The sequence below is a fragment of the Pseudomonas sp. Pse1 genome, assembly GCF_024519635.1.
Lineage (GTDB): Bacteria > Pseudomonadota > Gammaproteobacteria > Pseudomonadales > Pseudomonadaceae > Aquipseudomonas.
Map to the genome: position 1 here is coordinate 30,795 of NZ_JALJRO010000018.1, position 16,817 is coordinate 47,611.

Below are 16,817 nucleotides of genomic sequence, written 5' to 3' on the forward strand. Positions count from 1 at the left end.
TCAGAACTAACAAGCCTTCTGATCATTGCAATTAATGGTTATTCAGACAGCTCAGAAGATGGCCTTGGGAAATACAGCCTTTGTACAGGCCAATTTCATCAACCACCGGAGTTGGAGTTGCCGAGGCAGCGACGATATGCAGTATTTCTCTCAAGGAAGCGTCCGCTTTGACAGGCGTCTGGCGGCCGGGTTGATAGGTGATCGTCGAGTCTTGCTGGGCGATATCCCCGGCCTTGAGAATTCGACTAGTATCGAAACCATTGAAGAAGTCGCGGACATAGTTATTGACCGGGTTACACAGCAGCTCGCGCGGTGTCCCGATCTGCACGACACGCCCGCCTTCCATGATTGCGATGCGGTGGCCAATGCGCACGGCCTCTTCGATGTCGTGGGAAATAAAGATGATCGTGCGGTTCTGCTCGGCCTGAAGTTTGATCAACTCACCCTGCATTTCGCTGCGGATCATCGGGTCCAGGGCCGAGAAGGCTTCGTCCATCAGCAGAATCGCCGGGTCGTTGGCCAGGGCGCGCGCCAGGCCTACACGTTGCTGCATGCCACCGGACAACTGATGGGGGAAACTGTATTCCTGGCCGGAAAGCCCGACTTGTTGAAGAGCACCCATGGCCCGGCAATAGCGTTCTTTTTCACTGACGCCACTGATTTCAAGACCAAAGCTGACGTTATCGATAACGCTCATGTGGGGCATCAGCGCGAAGGATTGAAAGACCATGCCCATGTCTTTGCGACGCACTTGCAACAGGTCTTTGTCGCCCAGCCCGGTGATTTCCTTGCCATTCAGAAAGATCGATCCGGACGTAGGTTCGATCAAGCGGTTGAACAATCTGACCATGGTTGATTTGCCAGAGCCCGACAAGCCCATTATGACAAAAATCTCACCACGGCGAACGGCGAAATTCGCGTCAAACACGCCGATGGCCTGGCCGGTTTTCTGGAAGACTTCAGCTTTGGTGGCGCCTTCCCCGATCATCTTCATGGCCAGTTGGGGTTGCGCACCAAATACTTTAAAAACGTTTTTGACGGAAATAATCTCGTCGATGTCATTCATATTCATACCTTGCCTCCTTGGTGTTCAGCAGGATCCGCCTCAAGCGAACTGCTAAACAGCGGATTTATTTTTGAACGGCAGCGGTAGTCATTACGTAGTTTCACGACGATCTTCCTTTTATTATTTTTAAAGCCCAGGAAAGAGGGATGTTTCAAATTTATTAGCATCGCCTTTTCAAATCCAACTACATTTACAGGGATATTTTGATAACGTCGGGTTATAGATCGGCGCCGCCTGATCGCACCCCTTGCCCCACCGCTCACGTGCGACCGACCATGGTCCGACAGCGACGTCAACGTAGCCGCAGCATCAGGGTTCCGTTACCCTCCCCGCGCTTCGCTGGGGAGCCGTGCCGTTAGGAGAACGTAGTAAATGTCCAAGCATGTCGATCCCGACACGATCCTGCTGAAGATGCCTTCGTTGAGGGCTGTGAAGGCTTTTGTGGCGGCCGCCAAGTACGAAAGCTTCACCCGTGCGGCCGAGGCCTTGTGCGTTTCCCAGGCCGCGATCAGTCGGCAGATCCGCGAGCTGGAGGGTTATCTGGGCGCCCAGTTGTTTACCCGGGTTGGCCGCGCCGTGGAACTGACGCCGGCCGGCGCGCTGTTTTTCGATGCCGCCCAGTTGTCCTTCGTCAACATTGCGCAAGCGGCTGAACGTATCCGCAGCAGCCAGTCGCAGAAGAAGGTTTTGACCATCTGCTGCTCCCCGGCCTTTTCCGCACTCTGGCTGTCGAGCCACCTGCCCGAATTTGTCGCGCAGAGTCAGGACATCGAACTCAACCTGATCACCACCCAGAACTTCCTGACCATGGAGCCCGGGGTTCAGCCGGATATCTTCATTACCAAGATTTCGCGCATACGCGACGGTTATAGAAGCTACCCGCTGTGCCAGGACGTCATTTACCCGGTCTGTTCACCGGAGTACCTCAAGCAGCACCCGGAAATCTCGACCATCGAAGGCGTGCGCGATTCAGCGCTGTTGAACCTCAGCCCCTATGGCCGCTCCCAGGTCGCCGAGCATGTGGATTGGGGCGTCTGGCTGGCGTTCCAGGCCATCGACATCGACGACCGCCCCGCCAGCAGCCCGCAGATTTTCAATGCCAACGACTACAACCTGCTGATCAGTATGGTGCTGACTCACCAAGGAATAGCGCTGGGCTGGAATCACCTGGTGGCGCGGCTGTTGGAGCAAGGTTTGCTGGTGCGGCCGATTGAACAGGAGGTGCAGTTACGTAACAGCTGGCATTACTTGAACTGTCGGGAGAATGCCGACAATGAAGACGAACTGCGCCGATTCCGGGAATGGATCCTCTCAAAATTTCCACGCCGGTAATGGCGATACATGATACCTGTGGGAGCGATCTTTCCATCCGTTTTGGTTATCAATTGCTCTACCAAAAAGTTGCTAGAACCATCCCCTCCTGTGGCCCATTGTTAAGCGGGCCCAACCACAGGAAGGACTGCTTTAATGTCACTTTTCCACTTCTGCCACGACTTTGATTTCCTCGACGCCCCGCCCAAGACCCGACAAATCCTCAAGAACAGCCTGCTCGATATCGTCGGGGTCATGGCCGGCGCGGCGGGCAATGACACCAGCCAACTGATGCGGCGCTTCGCCACGCTGCACTACCCGGCCGGGGCCTATACCAGCCGGATGGTGTTCGATGGCCGGCGGGTCAATGTGCTGGGCGCGGCGTGGGCCGGTGGCTTTTCCGCCGACAGCCTGGACGCCCATGAAGGCCACTTCCTGTCCAAGGGCCATGCCGGCGCCACCGTCGTACCCGCCCTGCTGGCACTTGCCGACGCCCTGCACGCCCAAGGCAAAGCCATCAGCGGCCATGAGTTTCTCAGCGCACTGTGCATCGGCTACGAGACTGGCCTGCGCGCTGGCGTCGCGTTGATGGCCACGTCTGCGACCTATCACGCCTCGGGTGGCTTCTCTGCAATCGGTGTGGTCTGCGCCGGCTCGCGCTTGCTGGGTTTCGATGAACAAACATTCCGCCACGCCCTGGGCATCGCCGAATACTTCAGCGCTCGTTGCCCGATGATGCGAGTGGTTCAGGCCCCGACCATGCTGCGCGATGCCCACGGCGCCGGCGCCTTCGTCGGTCTGAATGCGCTGCTGATGGCCCGGGAAGGCCTGACCGGTGCGCCCGCCGAAACCGTGGAAGACCCGAGCGTCGCCGAGCATTGGCGCGACATCGGCCAGCGCTGGGAGATCGATAGCCAGTACTTCAAACCCTGGCCCGTCTGCCGCTGGGCGCAGCCGGCGCTGACCGCCATGCTGGCGCTGCAGCACGAGCACCCTGAAGTTGACGCGCAGTCGATCGAAACCCTGCGTGTAGAGACTTTCTACGAGTCGATGTGCTTGCAAGGCCACACCCCGTCCAACGCCGATCAAGCCCAATACGCACTGGCTTTCCCGCTCGCGGCACTGATCGTCAGGGGCAAGCTCGGCCCGGAAGAAGTCACCGGCGCAGCCATTACCGCGCCCGACATTCTGTCCATGAGCGCACGAATCGAGATCGTCGAAGCCGCCGATATCTCGGCGCGATTCCCGGACGAAATCCTCTCGCGCCTGACCCTGACACTGAAGAACGGCACGGTGCTCATCAGCCCAACTACCGCCGCCAAAGGCGACCCGCATACCGCGTTGAGCGCCGAAGAGTTGGATCAGAAATTTGACCTGTTCTCTGTCGGTCTCGGGCAGAAAAGAAGCCTGGCGGTGAAACAGGCGATCACTCAGCTCGATCATGCAGCGTCAGCTATTACCGCCCTGGCTCCGCTGTTTGATGCAGTGGATTGATTTAGGGTCCAACCGATAACTACACATCATGGATTGCCTCCCCTAAATGTCGTTTGTGGCGCCCGGCGCGGCCGATATAGGCTGCGCCCATCGTGACCGGTAGCCGATCGAGCCAGGCGGCAACTTGATGAGTCAGTTGAAAACAATATAAGTCACCTTCAAAGGTGACCGCTCAAGGTATATATCCTGGGAGGATAAGATGGATAACAAAGAAACCGTTTATAAGCTGATTTCCCAACGCAAAGCCTGGCATTCCCTCCCGGGCGCGCTGTACAGCAGTGAGGACGTCTATCGCCAGGACCTTGAGCACATCTGGCATCGTGACTGGATTTTCGCCGGGCACACCTTTGAACTCGAAAAACCCGGCCAGTACTTCACCCTGCAAGTCGGCGATTACCCGGTCGTCGTTGTACGCAGCAAGGATGGCCAGGTACGCGCCTTCCACAACGCTTGCCGCCACCGTGGCGCCAAGGTCTGCGAGGCCGATCACGGCAAAGTCGCGAAGATGGTTTGCCCCTACCACAAGTGGACCTACGAGCTGGATGGCAACCTGCTGTTTGCCGGCAACATGGGCCAGGATTTCGACAAGAGCCAATACAACCTGAAAAGCGTGCACTGCGAAATCGTCCACACCTTTATTTACGTCTGTGTGGCGACCAAGGCACCGGACTTCGAACCCTTCCGCAGCGCCGTCGCCCCCTTCGTTGCCCCGCACAATCTGGATGACTGCAAAGTCGCATTCGAGTCGAGCATCATCGAACGTGGTAACTGGAAGCTGGTGTTCGAGAACAACCGTGAGTGCTACCACTGCGACGGCTCGCATCCCGAACTGCTGCAATCGTTCGTTGACAACCTCTCAGTGGGCGGCACCAGCGGCGATGATGATCCGGAACTCTCCGCCTACTGGAACAAGTGCGAAAAAGCCGGCCTGCCGAGCCGCCTGGTGATGGACATCAATGGCCAATACCGGATGACCCGCATTCCGCTGTCCAAAGGCGCGGTGAGCTACACCATGGACGGCAAGCCTGCGGTCACCAGCCGCCTGGACAAAAGCGGCGAAGCCGATATCGGCGCCCTGCTCTACTTCAACTATCCGTCGACCTGGAATCACTTCCTCGGCGACCACGCATTGAGCTTCCGGGTGTTGCCGATCAGCGCCACGCAGACCATGGTCACCACCAAATGGCTGGTGCACAAGGATGCGGTGGAAGGTGTCGACTATGATATCGATCGGCTGACCAAAGTCTGGATCGCCACCAACGATCAGGACCGCACCCTGGTCGAAGGCACCCAGCGTGGCGTGACCTCGCCGTCCTACGAGCCAGGCCCTTATTCCGAAACGGCGGAAACCGGCGTATGCCAGTTCGATGACTGGTACTGCGCAACCATGCTGAATCGCCTGCAAGGGCCAATTCCGTTGAAGTCAGTTGGCTGACACCCTGCAGCAGTGGACGCTGATCTTGTGATCGACCAACCCTATGGGAGCGCCGCCCGAGCTGTTCCCACAAGGTGTATGTGGTTGATCACACTTGTAGGCGCCAGCTTGCTGGCGAAGGCGGCGGCACAGCCGACATCATCGGTGGCTGACACCCCCTCTTCGCTTCAAGCCAGCTCCCACAGGGGTTTGGAGCGATCACAAGAATCGCGTTCAGCGCGGCGCAAACACCACGCCCACCTCCTGCGCATACTTCATCCACTCGGCCTTGAGCCGCTCCACCGTGTCCGGCTGCGCGGCCGCCAGATCCGTGGTCTCGCCGCGATCGCGTGCCAGATCAAACAGCTGCCATTGCAACGGCTGGGCGTTATCGCCGAACCCCGCCTGCGGACGCATGCCTACCAGCTTCAGATTGCCTTCGCGGTAATAGGCGTTACCGAATAGCTCCCCGGCCAGACGCCCGTCACTGTGCGGACTGCCTTTGCCAGCCAGCAGCGGCAGCATCGATTTACCGGTGATCGGGTGTTTGCCTGCAACCTGTGGCTGGGCAATCCCCGCTACCTCAAGAAAGGTCGGCGCCAAATCGTCAACCCTTGCGATGCCGCGTTCGATACCTTGCCGACTCATAGCCTTGGGCAACTGGACAATAGCCGGCACGCTGATGCCACCCTCGGCAGTAGTGCCTTTGAACAGGTGGAACGGCGCGGCGCTGACTTCGGCCCAGCGCAGGCCGTAGTCGATTTGCGAACCCTTCTTCCCAAGGTTGGCGAGGCTGTTGTCGGTATGAGCGCCAAGCGGATAGAACTGGCTGTGGTTCTCGCCTGCCGCGCCGTTGTCCGACATGAACACGATCAGGGTGTTGTCGTACTGTCCGCTCTGACGCAGATAGTCCACCAGGCGACCGATGTTGTGGTCGAGGTTGTCGACCATGGCGGCGTAGATTTCCATTTTCCGCGCTTCGAGCTTCTGCTGTTCCGGAGTCAGTTGATCCCAGCCCGGCAGTTTCGGATTGACCGGCAAAGGCTTGGCGGGCTGGGCATCACTGGCGAGGACGCCGAGGTTTTTCATCCGCTCGATACGCGCCAGGCGCACGCTGTCATAACCCTGATCGAAGCGGCCCTGGTACTTGTCGAGGTATTCCTTGGGCGCTTGCAACGGCCAGTGCGGCGCGGTGAACGCGGCGTAGGCGAAGAAGGGTTTGCCGTCCTTTTTGCTGTTCTGCAGGTAGCTGATCAGCTTGTCGGTGTAGAAGTCCGAGGAATAGAAATTCTCCGGCAACGCCACGGTCTGGCCGTTTTCGCGGTAGTGCACCTGTTCGATTTTGGCCGGGTCGACAGTCGCTGGTTTGAAGTGCGGCGCTCCGCCTTCAAGCAAGGTGAAAGATTGTTGGAAACCCCGTTTATCCGGACCCTGATCGGCTTCCAGACCCAGGTGCCATTTGCCGACCATCGACGTACTGTAGCCGCCCTGCTGCAGCAGCTCGGCAATCGAGTAGGCCTGAGGATTCAGATAGCCCTCGTAACCCGGCTTGCCACGCTGGAAAGGCTGCAGCGCCTCAGCCATGGTGCCAAGGCCGACCAGGTGGTTGTCGGTGCCGGACATCAGCATCGAACGGGTAATCGAACAGGTCGGCGCGGCGTACATATTGGTGAATTGCAGCCCGTCCCTGGCCAGTTTATCCAGGGTCGGGGTGTTGATATCGCCGCCGTAGCTGCCGAGGTCCGAGTAACCCAGGTCATCGGCGACGATCAGCAGGATGTTCGGTGGTGCCGAGGCCGCCAGGGCCAGGCTGCTGGTCAACGCCAGCGCGGCGGTCAGCAAGGTGTGAGGCAGAGGCAAACGAGCCATGGGTTCTCTCTTCTTATACTTTTGATCAAAGGCTGATGCGCGCCCTACTCTTCGAAAATCGCCACCGCCCGGACAAACCCGGCTGACGCATGCTTGATCTTGTAGGGGAAGCACGAGACCTGGAAACCACTGGCCGGCAAGGCCTCAAGGTTAGCCAGTTTTTCCATCTGCCCGTAACCGATATCGCGCCCGGCCTTGTGTCCTTCCCAGATGATCGAGGCGTCGCCGTTGGCGGCGAAACGCTCGCGGGTGTACTTGAACGGCGCGTCCCAACTCCAGGCGTCGGTGCCGACCACCCGTACCCCACGTTCCAGCAGGTACATCGTCGCTTCACGACCAATACCCACGCCAGCATCGAGGTAGCCCGGCTGGCCGAACAGCGCGCCGGCGCGGGTGTTGACCAGCACGATGTCCAGCGGCTGCAGCTCATGGCCGATGCGCGCCAGCTCGGCTTCGATTTCGACGGCGGTGACCACATGCCCATCTTCCATATGCCGGAAGTCCAGCTTAACTCCCGGTTGCAGGCACCAGTCCAGCGGCAACTCGTCGATACCGAAGGCCGGTTGGCCGCCGTCGGTGGTCGACGCGTAATGCCAGGGTGCGTCCATGTGCGTGCCGCTGTGGGTGGTGATCTGCAGGCGCTCGGCAGCCCAGGATTCGTTGCCCGGCATCTGTTCCAATTGCAGGCCCGGGAACATCGCGGCCATTTCCGGCCAGCCCTGCTGGTGATCCATGTAGTCGATCTTCGGCAGCAGCGGCGGCGGATCGGTGTAGGGGTTGTTGTCGAGGGTCACCGACAGGTCAACGAGGCGGCGTTTACGCGTGTTTGGCAGTGACATCAAGGGTCTCTCCGGTCAGCGGCAAGTGTTTGGGGGCCGCGGGATTAAGGGCGTTGCGTACCAGGGCGGTGGCGTTGCGGTCGTGCTGGAAGCCGGCGGCGCGGGCGTGCGGGGTTTTCAAAGCGGGCATCTTGCCGAACAAGGCTTCAAGCCCGGCGTCAGGGCCGAAACTGATCCGTGTGCGGCGTTCCTCGCCGTAGCGTTCGGCCAGGGCGTCGATCACTTGGGCGATGGACAACTGCAACACCGGCAGCTGCCACACCCGCTGTGGGCCCAACACCGCGCCGTCCAACTCGGCGGCGTGGATCAGGTTGTTTACGCAGCAGCGCGCCGACATCCACCAGGCGGTGGCTTGCGGCGACACCGGGCAGCAATAAGCCTCGCCCTCGGCAAAAGCCCACATCAGGTCGCTCATGAACGCCGAGCGCAGGCCATTGGGCTCGCGGGGCCGGGCGACGATGCCCGGCAGGCGCAACGCTCGGCCATCGACCTCGCCGCGCCGGGCCAGGTCATTGATCGCGCATTCGACCATGGCCTTGTGGGCGCCATAGGACAGTTCCGGTCGCAGTTCGGCGCTCTCGCTCATCCGCGCCGGCAACTGCCCGCCATACACCGCGACGCTGCTGGCGTACACCAGCACCGGCGGCCGACGCTTGTTGCGCAGTTGGTTGAGCAGTTCCAGGCTGGCCAACAGATTGACCTGATAGCCGAGGTCGTATTGCTCTTCCGCCGCGCCGCCGGGGATGCTCACCAGATGGAACACGACGTCTATGCCATCGGCCAGCACCCGGCGCATCAACGCCGGATCGGTGACGCTGCCGAAATGCCGGCGCACTCGGGTGTCATCCGGCAGGCCGTGGAGGTCGCGATCCAGCACCAGCAAGGCGTCAATCGGCTGTCCACGCAGGCTGCCACGCGCCAACAGGCAGCGCACCAGTTCGCGACCGACAAAACCATTGGCGCCGGTAATCAACACTCGCATAAGCGGCTCCTCAGCCCCGGGCCTGGACGACGCATTGATCGATGGCGCCGAACAACGACTGGCCGTCGCTGCCCAGCACATCCATATGCACCCGGTCACCAAAGCGCATGAAACCGGTGCGTGGGCTGCCGTGTTCGATCATCTCGATTGCCCGGCGCTCGGCAATGCACGCCGAGCCGGCGCTGCGTTCGGCATTCGACACCGTGCCGGAGCCGATCAAGGTGCCCGCGCCGAGGCGACGAGTCAGCGCCGCATGGGCGATCAGTTGGCCGAAATCGAAGTTCATTTGCCCGCCGTGGGGATGGCCGAACCACTCACCGTTCCAGTGCACCTGCAATGGCAGGTGCACCCGGCCGTCGTACCAGGCTTCGCCCAGTTCGTCCGGGGTAATCGCCAGCGGCGCGAAACTGGATGACGGCTTGGCCTGGAGGAAACCGAAGCCGGTGCGCATTTCCCGGGGGGCCAGGGCACGCAGGCTGACGTCGTTGATCTGCAGCACCAGCTTGATGTGCTGCAACGCGGTTTGCGCATCGCAGCCCAGCGGCACGTCATCCACCAGCACCACGAACTCGCCTTCGAAATCGATGCCCTGGCTTTCGCTCGGCAGCGCGATCTCGTCACGCGGGCCGATGAAGTCGTCACCGGCGCCCTGGTACATCAGCGGCGTACTTTCGGCGCCATCGATGGGGTCGAGGTTGAAGGCTTTTTGCATCAGTGCGCCATGGCTGAGGAAGGCCGAGCCGTCGCACCACTGGTAGGCGCGTGGCAAGGGCGCCATGGCCTGCGCCGGATCGAAGGCGAAGGCATCTGGTGCTGCGCCATCGTTCAACTGGCGAGACAAGGCCTGCAGGCGCGGCTCGCAGTCGCTCCAGTGTTCGATGGCGTATTGCAGGGTCGGCGCGACGCTACTGGCGTCCAAAGCCCAGGCGTGATCCCGGGAAACCACCACCAGACGTCCATCACGGGTGGCATTTTTCAAGGTAGCGAGTTTCATGCCGAGGCTCCCAGGCGGTCGTTCAATTCGGCGGCATAGCGGCCGTCGAGCAGGATGAACACCATGCGCGCCATGGCGTCGGTGCGGTTGCTCCAGGCGTGGTTGGTGCCGCGTTGCACCACCACGTCACCGCGCTTGAGGTGCACCTCTTCCTCGTCGAGCACCAGCCACACTTCACCCTCGGTGACGATGCCGTAGTCGAGGGTCTCGGTGCGGTGCATCAATTTGTGCCGTGAATTGGCCTGGCCGGTGCCGGCGTGGGACTGGCCGATTTCGGCGAAGACGGCGGCGGCCTCCTCGGCGCTGACCTGGTTCTGCACGCTGTCCGGCGGAATATCCACCACGCGGATCACGCTGCCCTGGGGCCCAGGGCTGAGTTGCAGGGGTTTGCTGGTGGGGTCGCTGGCGTTGTCCAGCGGCACCGGGCTGGCGCTGCTGTTCCACAGTTCATGAAACACCGTGCCGGGCACCGCCGACAGCGGGAATACGTTGGGCGTCGGGCCGGTGCTGGCGACGATGGCCAGGCCCTGCTGGTTGTGACCGGTGACCACGCGTTTGAATTCGGGAAGCGCTTGCATGGAAAATCCTCGTTCAATTTCCGTTGCCGATGGTCGAGCCACCGACATCAACATTCGTGCGCTGCGCCAGGCCCGCGAGTCGCGGCAGCGCCAGGCAAACCAGCGCCACCAGCAGTTGCAGCCCGCCGATGATGGCCAAGGCAAAAGGCAGCACCGCAGCCTCGCCATGGGTGATGCCGAGCACCACCAGCGGGCTGATGAATTCGCCGGCGAAGATCGCCGCAGTGAAGCAACCAGCCGCCCGACCGCGCTGGTGGAAGCTCACCTGGGCCATGATCCAGGTGATCAAGGTCGGCAACATCAGGCCGATGCCCAGGCCGTTGATGGTCACGGCGACCACCACCTGCACGTGGCTCTGGGCGTTGGCCATGAGCAAGCCGCCGAGGCCTGCCAGCACATAGGCAATCAGCAGCAGGTACTGGCCACGCAGGCCGCTGAGCAGACGGAAACTCAGGGCGCCGATCAGCACCCCCAGTTGGTTGGCACCCATGGTCATGCCGATCTGCTCCGGCGCATCGACGTGCAGCAGGTTTAGCAGGTAGCCGGCCTGCACCGGAACGATGAACAGGCTCAGGCCGGCCAGTAGCGACAGCCCGTACAAGGGTGCAAGTGCACGCCATGGAAACCGAGCTGCCACCGGCATCGTTTGCGCTGACTGCACACGAGCCTGCGGCTCCCACAGCAGCCAGGCCATCAGCGGCAGGAACACCAGGCCGACGGCGTACAAGGCAAACGGTGTGCGCCAATCGTTTTGCCCGAGGAATCCGCCGAGGGCGATAAACACCGCCGCCGACAGCGAGGTGGCGACCATTTGCAGGGCAAACAAACGCTCACGTCGAGCGCCGCTGTAGTAGTCGCCCATCAGCGTGGTGCAACAGGTCATGATCCCCGCCTCGGCCAGGCCGATGCCGGCGCGGCTGAGGACGATTGCCGGCAGCGACTCGAGCCACAGCGGCAGTACGCCGCAGAGCACGTACAGCAGCATGCTCGCCAACAGCAGCGGCTTGCGCCCGAGGCGGTCGGCGATGATCCCGGCAAATGGCGCCAGCAAGGCAATCACCAGCGCCGGCAAGGTCAACACCACCGGCACCAGCACCGCACTGCCCGGCACTTCGGCAAAATGCGCTTGCATCCTTGGCAACACCGGGGCCAGCAACACTGCGCCCAGCACCGGCAGACAGCTGCCCAGCAGCAACAGCAGCGACTGCGGCCAGCCGGCCTGGCGGCTCGGGCTTTCTATAACGGCATTAGCGGGCATGGCACGGCTCCGAGATACGCGAGTGATGGACAGGGGCGACGGTTGCCGCTTCAGAAACGCTGGGGTTGTCTACCGTGACGGTTGCCTCACGGCGCACCGGCAACAGGAAGTAGGCCAGCGCCGGCAGCAACAGCAGCGCGCCGACCATGTTCCAGACGAACATGAACGCCAGCAGCACGCCCATGTCGGCCTGGAATTTGATGGGTGAGAAGATCCAGGTGGCGACGCCGATTGCCAGGGTGATACCGGTCAGCATCACCACTTTGCCGGTGGACACCAGTGCCCGGTAATAGGCCTCGGACAGGCTCGCGCCCTGGCGCAGATGGCTGAGCAGGATGCTCATCACGTACAGCGCATAGTCGACGCCAATGCCCACGCCCAGGGCGATGACCGGCAGCGTGGCGACCTTGACCCCGATGTTCAGCCAGACCATCAGCGCCTCGCAGAGGATCGAGGTGAGCATCAGCGGAATCACCGCACACAGGGTCGCGCGCCAGGAGCGGAAGGTGATCAGGCACAGCACGATCACCGCGCCGTAGACCCACACCAGCATCTCGCGGTTGGCCTGCTTGACCACAATATTGGTCGCGGCTTCGATCCCGGCGTTACCGGCGGCGAGAAGGAACTGCACCTCGGCGGTGTTGTTCGCCGCGGCAAATTTTTCCACATGTTCGACCAGCCGGGTCAGGGTTTCGGCCTTGTGGTCGGTGAGGTAGGCGTACTGGGTCAGCAGGCTGCAGTCTTCGTTGTACAGGCCGCGTGGCGCACTGGCGGTGATCATGTTGAGCATCGCCTGGTTGTTCTGCAGCTCGTACCACTTGGGGTTACCTTCGCTGAGGCCGACCAGCATGCGCCGGTTGAGCAGCGCCAGCGAGTTGGTCGAATCGACACCCGGCAACGCGCGCAGCTGCCAATCCAGGGCATCGACCTTGGCGAGGATGTCGTAGCGGGCACAGCTGCCGGCCGGGGTCTTGACCATCACCGCGAACAGGTCGCTGCTGGCGCCGTAGTGCCGGGTCAGGTAGGCGTCATCCTGGTTGTAGCGCGAGTCGGCGCGCAGCTCCGGGGCGCCGGCGTCGAGGTCACCGATTTTCAGTTGCAGGCTGACAATGAAACCCAGGGCGGCCAGCGCCAGGCTGATGGCGATGCACAGGCTGGCCCAGCGACGCTGGGTGAACAGGTCGAGAAAGCGCCAGAACGCATGGCGTACCTGGCCGCCCTGCTCGGCCTGTTCGCTCTTCAGGCTCAGCTGCGCCGCGCGGGGTGAAACGCCGACATAGGAGAGCAACACCGGTAGCAGGATCAGGTTGGTGAAGATCAGCACCGCGACGCCGATGCTGGCGATCACCGCCAGGTCCTGGATCACCTGGATCTTGATCAGCATCAGCACCGCAAAGCCCACCGCGTCACACAGCAGCGCGGTCAGCCCGGCGAGGAACAACCGGCGGAAGGTAAAGCGCGCCGCCACCACCCGGTGCATGCCGCGCCCGATGTCCTGCATGATGCCGTTCATTTTCTGCGCGCCGTGGCTCATGCCGATGGCGAACACCAGGAACGGCACCAGCACCGAATACGGGTCCAGCTGGTAGTCGAGCAAGGGCAACAAACCGAGCTGCCAGACCACCGCCACCAGCGAGCAGAGCACCACCAGCAGGGTGCTGCGCAGGCAGCGGGTGTACCAGTAGAGCACGGCCGTGGTGATCAGGATCGCCACGGCGAAGAACAGCAGGATCTGCTTCAAGCCATCGATCAGGTCGCCGACTTTCTTCGCGAAGCCGGTGATATGGATGTCGATATTGGCGTTTTGATAAGTGCTGCGCAGGCTCTCCAGTTGCCCTGACAACACCGCGTAATCCAGCGGCTTACCGTCAGCGGTTGTGGCCAGCAGCGGCACGTAGATGATGCTTGAGGTCTGGTCGAAAGCCACCAGTTGCCCGAGCTCATTGGAGCGCTGCACGTTGCGCTTCAAGGCTTCGAGGTTGGCGGCGCTGCCGCTGTAGTCGTCGGGGATCACCGGGCCGCCATCGAGGCCGTCCTCGGTGACCGCGACCCAGCGGGTGGCCGGGGTCCACAGCGATTTCATGTAGGCACGATCGACGCCCGGCAGCAGGTACAGCTTGTCGCTCAGGGCCTGCAGGGTCTTCAGGTATTCGGCGTCGTAGATCGAGCCCTGACGGTTGGCGACCACGATGCGCAGCGCATTACCGAGGCCAGTGAGCTGCTTCTGATGCTCAAGGTAGTTGGCAATGTAGGGTTGCTGGGTCGGGATCATTTTCTCGAAGCTGGCGTTGAGCTCGATCCGGGTCGCTTGATAACCCAGCACCAGGGTGGTCAGCACACACACCAGCAACACCCACAGGCGGTGGTTGAACAGCGTGCGCTCGACCACCGAGCCGGAGCGTGGATCGAAATTCGCCAGGCTGGCCGTGGCGTTGTCGAAAGACTTCATGACTCACTCCGAAGCGGTGGTGACGGACGGCGGCAGGCGCGTCAGTCCAGTGAAACCAGCCAGGGTCAGGCTGCCGTCGGCGGCCTCGATCACGCTGGCGACGGGCTTGCCCAAAGGCTTGCCGTAAGGCTGGAGCAAGGCGCCAGGTTGACCGCTGGTGCGAAACAGCGCGCCGCTCTGATTGACCAGCAGCAGTTGGCCGTCGGCGCTGCGGATGGCATCGCTGAACGACACCGGCATGTTCACCGGCACAGGCTGGAAGCTCTGGCCAAGGTCGCTGGAAGCAAAGGCATTGCCCTTGAGGCCGGCCACCAGCAGCACACCGTCATCGCGCAGTTGCAGGGTGAAGAAACTCCCCGGGTACGGGCTTTGCAACTGGCTGAACGAGTGCCCGCCATCACCGGAACGGGCCAGAAAACCCTGTTCGCCAGCGAGGAACCAGTGCTCGCCTTGCTGGGCGATGGCCGACAGGTGCGCGCCCATGGGGTTGTCGATCTGGCCCATCAGCGAGTGCCAGCTGTTGCCGCCATCCTCGGTGCGCAGGGCCAGGCCGTAGGCGCCGACAATCAGGCCGTGTTGGGCGTCAATGAATTGCAGGGCGAGAAACGGTTTGTCAGCGCCTTCGGCCACCAGCCGCTCGGCGGTTTGCAGGCGGGCGCTGGCAGCGTCCTGGTCGCTGGCCTTGGGCAGTTCCTCGGTGGCGGCGGCCAGTTCGAGTTGCGCTGCACGCACCCCGTCCAACTGCACCCGCCAGTGTTCACCGCCATCGCGGGTGGCGAGCACCACACCGCCGTGCCCCACCGCCCAACCTTGCTCGGCGTCGACAAACTGCACCGCCGTCAGGCTGACCGACACCGGCACCGCCGCCTGGCGCCAACTCAGGCCGTTGTCATCGGACAGCAGGACGATGCCCCGCTCCCCCACCGCCACCAGCCGCGCGCCGGCACGGGCCAGGTCCAGCAGCACCGCGGACGTCGCCTGCGGTGCCTGCATCGCCGGGGTGGCGAGCGCGTCGCCCACCGCCGCGGCCTGCGCCAGGCCCATTGGCAAGATCAAAGGCAGCGCCACACGCCAGAGCAGCCGCCCCACGCGCCGACAAATTCTGTTCATACCCACCTCGAAAAACCGATTGAAAGCGGATCGCGCCGTACCCGCCGCGATCCGCCCGGACACTCATCGAACCCCGGCACCCGCCATCGCCGCTGGCGAGAACTCGGAAGCGCGGTAGCGATCGACCAGGCCGTACTGCTCTGGCAGGCCGGTGTAGACGTTCTGGATAAACCAGGCGCCGGAGGTCAGGTCGTAGAAGCCCGAGGACAATTGCGCCTGGGCTGGCAGGTCAGGCAGGACCGCCGGCAAGGACCACAGGGTCTTGGCCAGTTGGCCGTTGGCGTCCCAGCGGTCGCCGAGCATGGCTTGCCAGGTGTCTTCGTCGAGGTAGTAGCGGCCCTTCGGCAACTGGTGACGCTTGCCCGGCGCCAGATCGGCTTCAACCACCCACACGCGGTGCAGTTCCCAGCGCACGTAATCCGGGTTCAGGTGGTGGGCGAGGAACAGGTCTTCGGGTTTCGCCGCTGCCTGCACCTTGTTGGTGTTGTAGGGGATGTACATCTCCTGCTTGCCCACCAGCTTCCAGTTGAAGCGGTCCATACGGCCCTGGAACACGCTCAATTCATCGAACGACATGACCCCGGCAGTCGCCGGCGTCGGCGTGTCGCAGCAGGCATTCGGCAGCTTGCGCACGCGGCGTTGCCCGGTCAGATAGACGTGGGCCTGGGACAGGTCGCCATTGATATTGGTGCGGCCCATGATCTGCTCGCCGGCACGCAACGGCGGGCCGACGTTGAGCAGGCGGAACAACCAGTAGTCACCGGCGAAGGATTCCGGCGTGCCGTCCTGGTAGTAGTAGGGCATTTCCTGGATGGCCTGGCCGTCGGTGGTCATCACCTGCTTGCCATCGGCGGTCATCAGGTAGTGACGGAAGTGCATCGAAATCGAAGTGCCGCGCCAGTTGAGGACGTGGTTCCACATGGCTTCGGCGCCGTTCTGCGGGATCGGGAACGGGATGCCGCCATAGGCCCCTTCGGGCACCGGCCCGGCGCTGCTCTCCACCAGTTTGGCGCGGGTCGCGTTTTTCAGTGTGTTGTCGTAGACCCACTGCGGCGCGGCGGCGGTGCGCCGGGTCTGATAGACGTCGATGCGGTAGGTGTCAGGGAAACGCTTGAACATTTCCAGGGTGCCGGCGCTGAGCTTGCCGGCGTACTGCGCGAGGTTTTTCGAGGTGATGCTGAACAGCGGTTTGTCGGCAGCGAACGGGTCGGAACGCTTGCCGCCCTCTTTGAAAGACGGGTCGACCTTGGTGTAGCCGCCGTCCCAGGCCGGGATCGAGCCATCGGCGTTGCCGGCGCGTTCGGCGCCGAACGGGGTCAGGTTTTTCGACAGTTTGGCTGCGTCTTCAGCCGTCGCCGCCAGGGTCATCTGGCTGCACAGGGTCAGGCTGCCGAGCAAGGCAAAGCACAGGGTCCTGAGCTTGAACGCCCCGAATTTATTGTTATGGGTCATG

The 16,817-nt window shown here is 62.2% G+C and carries 13 protein-coding genes; 3 read left to right on the forward strand and 10 right to left on the reverse strand.

What is annotated here, in order from left to right:
* Positions 1-31 precede the first annotated feature (31 nt).
* Entirely contained in the window at positions 32-1,066 is a 1,035-nt protein-coding gene (locus tag NR126_RS22230; protein ID WP_105755601.1) for a glycine betaine/L-proline ABC transporter ATP-binding protein, read from the reverse strand.
* 372 nt (positions 1,067-1,438) lie between these two features.
* On the opposite strand from NR126_RS22230, the gene NR126_RS22235 reads away from it, so the two are divergent.
* The 3 genes from NR126_RS22235 (at position 1,439) to NR126_RS22245 (ending at position 5,306) form a co-directional block, all read left to right on the forward strand.
* Positions 1,439-2,398, forward strand: a complete 960-nt coding sequence (locus NR126_RS22235; protein WP_027620261.1) for a LysR family transcriptional regulator — start codon at positions 1,439-1,441, stop codon at positions 2,396-2,398.
* A gap of 135 nt (positions 2,399-2,533) precedes the next feature.
* Positions 2,534-3,871 (forward strand): MmgE/PrpD family protein, encoded by a 1,338-nt coding sequence (locus tag NR126_RS22240; RefSeq protein WP_105755584.1) that lies wholly within the window; start codon positions 2,534-2,536, stop codon positions 3,869-3,871.
* 199 nt (positions 3,872-4,070) lie between these two features.
* Positions 4,071-5,306 carry an aromatic ring-hydroxylating dioxygenase subunit alpha gene (locus NR126_RS22245; protein WP_027620263.1) on the forward strand — a complete coding sequence of 412 codons (1,236 nt, stop codon included), beginning with the start codon at positions 4,071-4,073 and terminating at the stop codon, positions 5,304-5,306.
* Between the two features lie 213 nt (positions 5,307-5,519).
* Here NR126_RS22245 and NR126_RS22250 read toward each other — a convergent pair whose 3' ends face one another.
* From NR126_RS22250 to NR126_RS22290, 9 genes are all read right to left on the reverse strand, one after another.
* Entirely contained in the window at positions 5,520-7,154 is a 1,635-nt protein-coding gene (locus NR126_RS22250) for an arylsulfatase (protein WP_256831503.1), read from the reverse strand.
* 44 nt (positions 7,155-7,198) lie between these two features.
* Positions 7,199-7,993: a cyclase family protein gene (locus NR126_RS22255; RefSeq protein ID WP_027620265.1), complete on the reverse strand. Its 795-nt coding sequence runs from the start codon at positions 7,991-7,993 to the stop codon at positions 7,199-7,201.
* Complete coding sequence (locus NR126_RS22260) at positions 7,971-8,975, reverse strand: NAD-dependent epimerase/dehydratase family protein (protein WP_105755582.1); 1,005 nt, start codon at positions 8,973-8,975, stop codon at positions 7,971-7,973. Before NR126_RS22260 ends, NR126_RS22255 begins: the two co-directional genes overlap by 23 nt.
* Positions 8,976-8,985: 10 nt before the next feature.
* Positions 8,986-9,969, reverse strand: coding sequence for a fumarylacetoacetate hydrolase family protein (locus NR126_RS22265; RefSeq protein ID WP_256831505.1), 984 nt, complete (start codon positions 9,967-9,969; stop codon positions 8,986-8,988).
* Positions 9,966-10,547: a cupin domain-containing protein gene (locus NR126_RS22270; protein ID WP_105755580.1), complete on the reverse strand. Its 582-nt coding sequence runs from the start codon at positions 10,545-10,547 to the stop codon at positions 9,966-9,968. The genes NR126_RS22265 and NR126_RS22270 overlap by 4 nt, the downstream gene beginning before the upstream one ends.
* A gap of 13 nt (positions 10,548-10,560) precedes the next feature.
* Positions 10,561-11,805, reverse strand: a complete 1,245-nt coding sequence (locus NR126_RS22275) for an MFS transporter (protein WP_256831511.1) — start codon at positions 11,803-11,805, stop codon at positions 10,561-10,563.
* Positions 11,795-14,254 (reverse strand): RND family transporter, encoded by a 2,460-nt coding sequence (locus NR126_RS22280; protein WP_256831514.1) that lies wholly within the window; start codon positions 14,252-14,254, stop codon positions 11,795-11,797. Before NR126_RS22280 ends, NR126_RS22275 begins: the two co-directional genes overlap by 11 nt.
* Positions 14,255-14,257: 3 nt before the next feature.
* The gene (locus NR126_RS22285; RefSeq protein WP_256831518.1) at positions 14,258-15,364 is read right to left on the reverse strand and encodes a YCF48-related protein; all 1,107 of its coding nucleotides are present in this window, start codon (positions 15,362-15,364) and stop codon (positions 14,258-14,260) included.
* 63 nt (positions 15,365-15,427) lie between these two features.
* A complete protein-coding gene (locus NR126_RS22290; protein WP_256831519.1) occupies positions 15,428-16,816 on the reverse strand; it encodes a DUF1329 domain-containing protein in 1,389 nt (462 codons plus the stop codon).
* Position 16,817: the final 1 nt, after the last annotated feature.

Excerpts from the sequence above, each read along its gene's own strand:
- NR126_RS22230 (WP_105755601.1), bottom strand. The coding sequence starts at position 1,066 with ATGAATGACATCGACGAGATTATTTCCGTCAAAAACGTTTTTAAAGTA.
- NR126_RS22235 (WP_027620261.1), top strand. The coding sequence starts at position 1,439 with ATGTCCAAGCATGTCGATCCCGACACGATCCTGCTGAAGATGCCTTCG.
- NR126_RS22240 (WP_105755584.1), top strand. The coding sequence starts at position 2,534 with ATGTCACTTTTCCACTTCTGCCACGACTTTGATTTCCTCGACGCCCCG.
- NR126_RS22245 (WP_027620263.1), top strand. The coding sequence starts at position 4,071 with ATGGATAACAAAGAAACCGTTTATAAGCTGATTTCCCAACGCAAAGCC.
- NR126_RS22250 (WP_256831503.1), bottom strand. The coding sequence starts at position 7,154 with ATGGCTCGTTTGCCTCTGCCTCACACCTTGCTGACCGCCGCGCTGGCG.
- NR126_RS22255 (WP_027620265.1), bottom strand. The coding sequence starts at position 7,993 with ATGTCACTGCCAAACACGCGTAAACGCCGCCTCGTTGACCTGTCGGTG.
- NR126_RS22260 (WP_105755582.1), bottom strand. The coding sequence starts at position 8,975 with ATGCGAGTGTTGATTACCGGCGCCAATGGTTTTGTCGGTCGCGAACTG.
- NR126_RS22265 (WP_256831505.1), bottom strand. The coding sequence starts at position 9,969 with ATGAAACTCGCTACCTTGAAAAATGCCACCCGTGATGGACGTCTGGTG.
- NR126_RS22270 (WP_105755580.1), bottom strand. The coding sequence starts at position 10,547 with ATGCAAGCGCTTCCCGAATTCAAACGCGTGGTCACCGGTCACAACCAG.
- NR126_RS22275 (WP_256831511.1), bottom strand. The coding sequence starts at position 11,805 with ATGCCCGCTAATGCCGTTATAGAAAGCCCGAGCCGCCAGGCCGGCTGG.
- NR126_RS22280 (WP_256831514.1), bottom strand. The coding sequence starts at position 14,254 with ATGAAGTCTTTCGACAACGCCACGGCCAGCCTGGCGAATTTCGATCCA.
- NR126_RS22285 (WP_256831518.1), bottom strand. The coding sequence starts at position 15,364 with ATGAACAGAATTTGTCGGCGCGTGGGGCGGCTGCTCTGGCGTGTGGCG.
- NR126_RS22290 (WP_256831519.1), bottom strand. The coding sequence starts at position 16,816 with ATGACCCATAACAATAAATTCGGGGCGTTCAAGCTCAGGACCCTGTGC.